Source organism: Endozoicomonas sp. (assembly GCF_051008435.1).
Lineage (GTDB): Bacteria > Pseudomonadota > Gammaproteobacteria > Pseudomonadales > Endozoicomonadaceae > Endozoicomonas_A.
The window spans coordinates 1-7491 of the sequence record NZ_JBPCXO010000264.1; the positions used below are offsets into that span (position 1 = coordinate 1).

The 7491-nt window shown below is 50.2% G+C and carries 6 protein-coding genes and 1 pseudogene; 5 read left to right on the forward strand and 2 right to left on the reverse strand.

From position 1 onward, the window contains the following. Window positions 1-316: 316 nt before the first annotated feature. Both ACR2PX_RS13550 and ACR2PX_RS13555 read right to left on the reverse strand, forming a co-directional pair. Window positions 317-918: pseudogene (locus ACR2PX_RS13550) on the reverse strand (bifunctional NADH-specific enoyl-ACP reductase/trans-2-enoyl-CoA reductase); the annotation flags it as partial. A 233-nt stretch (window positions 919-1151) separates the two neighbouring features. Next, window positions 1152-2156, reverse strand: a complete 1005-nt coding sequence (locus ACR2PX_RS13555; protein WP_433999885.1) for a GlxA family transcriptional regulator — start codon at window positions 2154-2156, stop codon at window positions 1152-1154. A 129-nt stretch (window positions 2157-2285) separates the two neighbouring features. Between ACR2PX_RS13555 and ACR2PX_RS13560 the strand changes: the two genes are divergently transcribed. From ACR2PX_RS13560 to ACR2PX_RS13580, 5 genes are all read left to right on the forward strand, one after another. Continuing rightward, on the forward strand, window positions 2286-4127 hold the full coding sequence (locus ACR2PX_RS13560) for a beta-ketoacyl synthase (protein WP_433999886.1): 1842 nt from the start codon (window positions 2286-2288) through the stop codon (window positions 4125-4127). 314 nt (window positions 4128-4441) lie between these two features. After that, window positions 4442-5839, forward strand: a complete 1398-nt coding sequence (locus ACR2PX_RS13565; protein ID WP_433999887.1) for a hypothetical protein — start codon at window positions 4442-4444, stop codon at window positions 5837-5839. A gap of 94 nt (window positions 5840-5933) precedes the next feature. Beyond that, window positions 5934-6635, forward strand: a complete 702-nt coding sequence (gene cobB, locus ACR2PX_RS13570; RefSeq protein WP_433999888.1) for a Sir2 family NAD+-dependent deacetylase — start codon at window positions 5934-5936, stop codon at window positions 6633-6635. 56 nt (window positions 6636-6691) lie between these two features. Continuing rightward, window positions 6692-7024: a cytosine permease gene (locus ACR2PX_RS13575; protein ID WP_433999889.1), complete on the forward strand. Its 333-nt coding sequence runs from the start codon at window positions 6692-6694 to the stop codon at window positions 7022-7024. Between the two features lie 80 nt (window positions 7025-7104). Next, the coding region (locus tag ACR2PX_RS13580; RefSeq protein WP_433999890.1) for an ISAzo13-like element transposase-related protein at window positions 7105-7491 on the forward strand (387 nt) is incomplete at its 3' end.

The window sequence follows — 7491 nt, forward strand, 5'->3', positions numbered from 1 at the left end:
GTTTGAGACAGTTTTTATGATTATTTGAGGCGAATAGCGAGCTATTCAACGAAAAGAATCATAAAAAATGGCCAAATCCGGCTTTTTCGCAGTAGGTCAGTGGTAAGTCCGACAGGCTCCTAGATACTTGAGGCGCATAGCACATGAAGTTCCCACGTTAATGGCGCATAGGCGAATAAGAATGCTGCCAACGGTTGGATAAGAAGAGCCGGATGAGGGGAGACTTTCAAGTCCGGTTCTGTGAGCAGCGGAAGGGGAGGTTCCTACCGTTGACTCGACATCACATCAAAATCGGTTTCAATACGGTGACAGTGGCGGTGACAGTGGCATCCACTTCTTCTTGAGTCGCAGGTTCAACAGAGGCTTCAAACAACTGATCCTTGTTGGTATCTACGGCAGTCGCTGAGTAGTGTTGTCCCATAGGCTTTTGAGTACAGAACGAATCACTTCGCCGCTGTCAGGCAGTTTGCGAACCGGTGAGGCCAGGGAGTAAACCACCATATCAATCTGGCCAAGGTCTTCCTTGATCAGATCAACAGTCTTGGCTTTTGCTTCATGGCTGAAAGCATCACCATTCAGGCTTTTGGCATACAGGCCTTCTTCGTGGGCCAGCTTTTCAAAAGCGGCAGAGTTGTGCCAGCCTGCGGTTCCGGGCTTTTTCTCAGTGGCGGGTTTTTCGAAGAAAACACCAATGGTGGCGGCACCTGAACCAAACGCAGCGGTAATGCGGGAAGCAAGGCCGTAGCCACTGGAAGAGCCAATGACCAGAACCCGCTTGGGGCCCTCGGTTAGTTCACCCTGAGCCTTGGTATAAGCGATCTGCTCTTTAACGTTCTGCTCACACCCTGCGTTCTGCTCACACCCTAAAGGGTGAGTCGTTGTGCAGATAAATCCGCGAATCCTTGGCTTGATAATCATCTTTGGCTCCAGTCAATGATAAGAGACGATTGTACGAATGAGATTCGTCAGGAGCTACATCCGGGATGGACTCCAGAGCCGTAATATTCGAGTAGGGGCAAGCTTATCCAAAACCGGCAAGGTGGAAAAGACGTTGGTGGTATATATCAGTAGGTATATTGATACGAAATGTATCAAGGGGCGGTGAACGCTTTGTTTTGAGGGTCAATGCTACCAATAAGCGTTAATCGTTCCTAACTCTCAAGATAGAAGATTTTGCCACGGACACTGCGTTTAAAGTCACTGGGTTTGAGCTGGAAGTGTTTCTGAAACAGTCGGCTGAAATAGTCAGGGTCCGTGTAACCGGCTTGATAGGCCACTTCCCGAATCGACAAATCCGTATTTTTCAGCAAATCTGAAGCCAGCGTCAGCCGCATTCGCTGAATATAAGTGGTGGGTGAGAAACCGGTCGCTTCCTTAAACCGTCGGTGAAGGGTTCTTCGGGTCAGCCCAGATGCTGCTATCAGGTTTTCCAGATCAATATCTTCACAATAATGCTGCCTGATCCATTCTTGCAGCTGGATAACGACTTCATCGTTATGGGCGGTTGTGTGATCTTCAGCAAACAGAATCTGATCCAGAGGGCGACGGATTTCGTGGGAAAACTGCTGTTCAACTTTATGGGCAATTTGCTCACCCATACTCTGACCAATCAGATGGACCATCAGGTCGGCGACCGAGTTGACACTGCCGGCACAGAAGATCCGGCCTGAACGGGTAATCAGATGGTGCGGTTTAAAATCAACATCCGGGTAATGGCGCTTGAGTCGCTCAAGAAAATACCAGTGAGTGGCCGCTGGCTGATGATCCAGTAATCCCGTTTCAGCCATGAAAGTGACCCCCGTGCCTGCCACACAGAATGTTGCTCCCAACTCATGTTGGTGTTGCAGCCATTGCACCAGGGCTTTGGATTGGCGGGCAACGGGCAGGGGGTTTCTCCAGAGACCGGGCACAATAATCAGATCGCCCTGGCCTGTTTCAGAAAAGGTGACTTCAGGCGTTAACGGGATGCCACCCATACTGGTGACAGAGTCGAGATGTTCAGCACAAAAACAGACTTCCACTTTTGAATGCTGATGCTTCAAGCGGCTGTAGGTAACGCCCGCCTGAATCATTTCAAGCGGTAGACTGATGCTGGTGGAGAGCATCTGATCCAGCAGCGGGATCAGTACCCTGTTAAGGGAAAATGTGTTCTGCACTCAGGAAATGGCTCATGAATCCGGTTTGAGTGGCTTAATTATCAGGTTATATGGCATAAAAGTACAGTTGCGTTTGGGGTTGTCCTATTAAACTACCGCCATATCCCTTATATCAATGGAGTTGTTACCTTGAGCAGATTGCCGGTAATAGTCGCGCAGGGGGGCATCAGCCCGGCGGGACGAAGTTCAGGATTTCATGGCTATCACCGCCTGGTATTTGATCGACTGGGTGCTGAACAACAGCAGAAAACACTGGCTGCTATCGCCCAGCTCAGGGGACTGGATAACAACACTCCGGCTGAAACCCTATTATCAGGTACGCTGGTCAGACAGCTCGAAACAAACCTGTTTGATAATAATGCCCTTTATTATCACCAACCTCTTAAAGCCGCAGAAGGGTCAGAACTGATTCTGCCCAAGCGTCGGTTGCCAAACCCATTGCCTGAAAACTGGCAGGTAGAAGAGCTGGCCGATGGTCGAAGTGTCAGGGTCCGTTTTTCCGGACTGCAATCCCTGATGCTACCAGCTACCCGAGCTGGGGCGGTCAATGCAGCAGGGCAACTACCCAGCGGTTTTGATCCTGCTGACCTCTACCAGTCCAGAAACCACCCCCGTTCTCTGGCTATGACCGTTTACGGTGCATCGGATGCGCTCCAGTCTTCAGGTCTGGACTGGCTGCTTTTGAAAGAAAAACTTTCTCCCGAACAGATCGCTGTTTATTCCGGCAGTGCTATGAGTCAGCTGGATTACAACGGTTATGGCGGTATGCTGAAAGCCCGATTAATGGGTAAACGGGTGACCTCCAAACAGTGTCCGCTGGGCTTTGCTGAAATGTCGGCCGACTTCATCAATGCTTATATCCTGGGTTCTCTGGGTAACACCGGTACTTCTATGGGGGCCTGCGCCACTTTACTCTATAACCTGCAGCTGGGCGTAAATGATATTCGCTCCGGCAAGCGCCGTGTCGTGATTGTCGGCAACAGTGAAGCACCGGTAACGCCTGAGATTATGGATGGTTACAGTACCATGGGCGCGCTGGCTTCGGATGACGCTTTGAGAAAGCTGGACGGTCTTTCAGCTGAAAACAATCCGGACTGGCGCAATGCCTGCCGTCCCTTTGCTGTGAATGTCGGCTTTACCATTGCTGAATCTTCCCAGTACTTTGTTCTGATGGATGATGACCTGGCTTTGGAATCCGGTGCTGAAATTCTGGGTGCGGTTGCAGATGTATTTGTTAACGCAGACGGCTATAAGAAATCCATTTCAGCTCCCGGTGCCGGAAACTACCTGACCGTTGCCAGGGCTGCAGCTCTGGGTCGAGCGATTCTGGGTGAGGATGCCCTGAGACACCGAAGTTTTGTTCAGGCTCATGGGACAGGTACCCCTCAGAACCGGGTTACGGAATCCCATATCCTCAATGAAACGGCTAAAAACTTTGGCATGGATAACTGGGCAGTATCGGCCGTCAAAAGCTACCTCGGTCACTCCATCGGTGTGGCGGCCGGTGACCAGCTGATGTCAACGTTGGGTGTTTGGCATCAAGGCATCATTCCTGGTATCAGAACGATTCCCGGTATTGCTGAAGACGTACATCATTCGCATCTGGACATCAGTATGGATCATAAAGAGATGGATCCGTCACAGATGGCCATGTCACTGATTAACGCCAAGGGTTTTGGTGGCAATAATGCCACTGCACTGGTTCTGAGCCCTGATGTGACCCGTGATATGTTAAAAGCCAAACACGGAGAACAGACGCTTTCATCCTGGCAACAGGGCTATGAGAGCACGGCACGTCGACAGGAAGATTATGAGTGTGCCCAGATTTCAGGTCAGGCTAAGCCTATTTACCAGTTTGGTGAAGGGGTGCTGGAAGATGATGATCTGGTCTACACCGACCAATCCATTAAAGTCCCTGGATTTGGCCGACCGGTGAATCTGGATCTCGAAAATCCATTCTGGTCTTTCTGAAGCCTTCACAAGGCTGGAGTTCTTCCAGCCTTGTCCCTTGTTTCGAACACCCTTCTCTAAAAGCCCGTCGACTATCAGACCATTTCGGATTGAGTTTGATCTTTTTATAGTCTCAGAGCCGTCGGTGCACGATTGCCTGAAGAAACATATTAACTATGTAAAGTTACCTGGAAGCATTGAGCGACAGTTGATTTGTAGTCTATGTTGCGGGCATGCTCTTCAATTGCTTATACCATTTTCAGGACTGAATACTGAGTTACGCTCGCAGGAGGCTCAATCAGTCCCCCGTGTCTCATTACAGGGAGAATGTCTTAATGAGAGCCCGATCTAATCTGACCGGAATAGTGAGCAGCACCCTTCTACTGACTGCCATGAGTGCCAATATGGTGATGGCGGATGAACAGGTAGGCAGAGTAGAGGTCAGCCACGCAAAGAGTACCAGTCTGACTCTGTACCCGGACAGAACACTCGTGCGGCAAGAGTTCAAGGTGATTCCCGGACCGGAAGGTACCCTGATCGTCGAAGGCATGGCTCATGACTGGGAAGACGACAGTCTTGAGCTGGAGTACAGGAAAGGCAAGCTGGGAGAGGTGCCTGACAGCCTGACCTGGCAAAGAGGTGGGTTGGACCGTGATCGTTTGTACCGAAGGTTGGTGGGCAAATCCGTTGAGCTCATGGGCGGTGGGCTGAATGTCCCTGTGCAGGGTGTCATGCTGTCTTATGACAGTGGTATGGGACTGATTCAGGGTAGCAATGGCCGTCAATACCTGGTGGACTGGAATGACCCCGAAGGCATAAGGCTGGCTGCGAGAGAACAGGTTTTTCTGGAAAAAGATTATCAGACCCGACTGATGGCTCGTTTTCCGGATCTGGACGGCACCGATCAACTGCGGCTGTCCTACATTACTCCCTCAATCCGTTATTCCAGCCATTATCGGATGACACTGTTGGACGACGGTAAAGCCCGCATTGAGTTGACCGCGCTGTTGAATAACAACACTGAAACAGATTACAGCAAAGCGGATATCAAACTGGTGGCCGGAGATATGGGAAGGCTCAATGTCGGTTATGCCCGTAAAATGGTAATGATGGATGCTGCCGCAGGCGCTTCGCCCAATCAGGAGAGTCAGCGGGTAGGGGAGGTCATGGTGACACCCCTGCCAAAAGATAAGACGAAACTGACCCCGTTTTCCTGGCAACAGGTGACTCTCTACAAGGATGATCAGTTAACGCTGGATCAATACTATCAGTTGGATGTGTATGGTCGTTCATACTCTGGCAGAGGCTCGGATCTCGAGCGGCCCCGACTGAACTATCGCTTCAAGGCAGAACGTGATTTGCCGGCCGGCCAGGTCAAGATACTGGAATCCACCCGGGATGGTACTGTCATTATCAGTGGTAATGCCACCATTCCCCAGACGACCAAAGGGGATTATGCCCGTCTTGCCATGGGGGAAGCCTTGGCCGTCAGAGTAGAAAGAAAGCGTCTGGATAATCAGCAACGTGAAAAAGAGCTGATCAGCCGCTGGCAGGCAACGGTATTCAATGACAGAGATGAAGAAGTCATCATGATGTTGACCGACAGAGATCGCTCTCTGCTTAAGCTGGAAAATGTGACCGGGGGTGAGGTTGAGCAGACTCATACCATTAAGGTCAAAGTCCCCGCCAAAGATAAGAAAGTCATTTCTTATACCTCGATCTATAGCAAGTAATCCCGGACCCTTTCAGAGGCCTGAAGACATTCGTCGTTCAGGTTTCTGGCCTGTGGCAAAATAATGGATATTTTCTGCTTCTGGTGAAAGCCTTATGCCCAGTTACCAATCGATTGTTGTTCTGACCGGTGCCGGTATTTCTGCCGAGTCCGGCATTCGAACCTTCAGAGCCAGTGACGGCCTGTGGGAAAACCATCCGGTTGAAGAAGTTGCTACGCCCGAAGGTTATTATCGCAACCCTGCTCTGGTGCAGTCTTTTTATAATGGCAGGCGACAGCAACTTTCAGAAGTGACCTGTAATGGGGCTCATAAGGCCTTGTCAGACTTTGAAAAAACTTTTGATGGAAGCTTTCTTCTGGTAACCCAGAATGTGGATGATCTGCATTCCCGGGCGGGCAGTCAGAATCTGATTCATATGCACGGTGAGCTCTATAAGGCTCGCTGTCAGGATACCGATGAAGTATTCGACTGGTATGAAGACATCACCACTCAAACCCTCTGCCCATGCTGTCACAAAGCCGGAAACCTCAGGCCTCATATTGTCTGGTTTGGCGAGATGCCGCTGGAGATGGATCGTATTTATGAGGCGTTATCCGCCTGTGATCTTTTTGTTTCCATAGGCACCTCGGGCAATGTGTATCCGGCCGCCGGTTTTTTTGCAGAAGCAAAGGCTGCAGGGGCCGACACAGTTGAACTGAATCTGGAGCCTGGATCCAATGCTTCTCAGTTTGATCAAAGCCTGACAGGGCTTGCCACAGAAAGGGTGCCTGGCTTTTTTAACGCTTTGTTGGGATAGGTGTTGTTCAAGAATGGTCTATCTTCAGGTATTCACTGAAAAATAGATCGTAGACTGTGACAGGACAATCCTCATCCCCCTGGGAGCCAGAATGCTTTGGCACCGAGCAGGTTCCCACACCACTTCAGACTTCAGGAAGCTCAGACAGCTTCCTGATCATGATCAACTACCTGATTAATCCGGGAACAATCTTTTCTGCTGCCATGGGCGTGGCCGGTGGCCTCTCATTTATGACGGTGGTTCTGGTTCAGCTGTCTGCTGTGATGTTAAGTATGGTGGCGTTTCTGGTCATGGCCAGAATCGGTGTCGATTACGGCCTCACGGGTCAGATGGCCTGTCGTGCGGCTCTGGGAGTCAGAGGAGGGCGTTGGCTTAGGAACTGTCCCTAAATAATTTCCGTGTTTCCCTGAAGTTTGAAATGTAGGAAAATCCCTACCGTTTCTGTTTCATCCTCGGAAGGCTCTAATGGGTGATTATTCTGCTGAAATGTGATCCAAAGACTATAGCCCACGGCATTCGAGAGCTGGAAGCAGAAGAGCCGCTCAATACGGAGCGACAGCGAAAAAAAAGGGGGGGCCGAAAACCTCTGACCCAGATATTTCCTCGGCTGGCTGAGAATTTTCTTTCTGTTTTGAAAGACCACACTGCAGGCGATCCGATGGGACAGGAGGTTAAATGGACGAACCTTTCCCGGAGACAAATTTCCCAAAAGCTGCAAGAAAGCAGTATGCCTGCAAACAAGAATGTTGTTTCGAAATTGCTCCATACGCTTGGGTTTAGACGTCGTAAGCCACAGAAAAAGCGAACAATGAAGCAACATAAAGATCGCAATGCCCAATTTGAGAATATTGCCCGG

Coding starts and splice junctions, on each gene's coding strand:
- ACR2PX_RS13565 (WP_433999887.1), top strand. CDS start 4,442: ATGAGAGCCCGATCTAATCTGACCGGAATAGTGAGCAGCACCCTTCTA.
- cobB (WP_433999888.1), top strand. CDS start 5,934: ATGCCCAGTTACCAATCGATTGTTGTTCTGACCGGTGCCGGTATTTCT.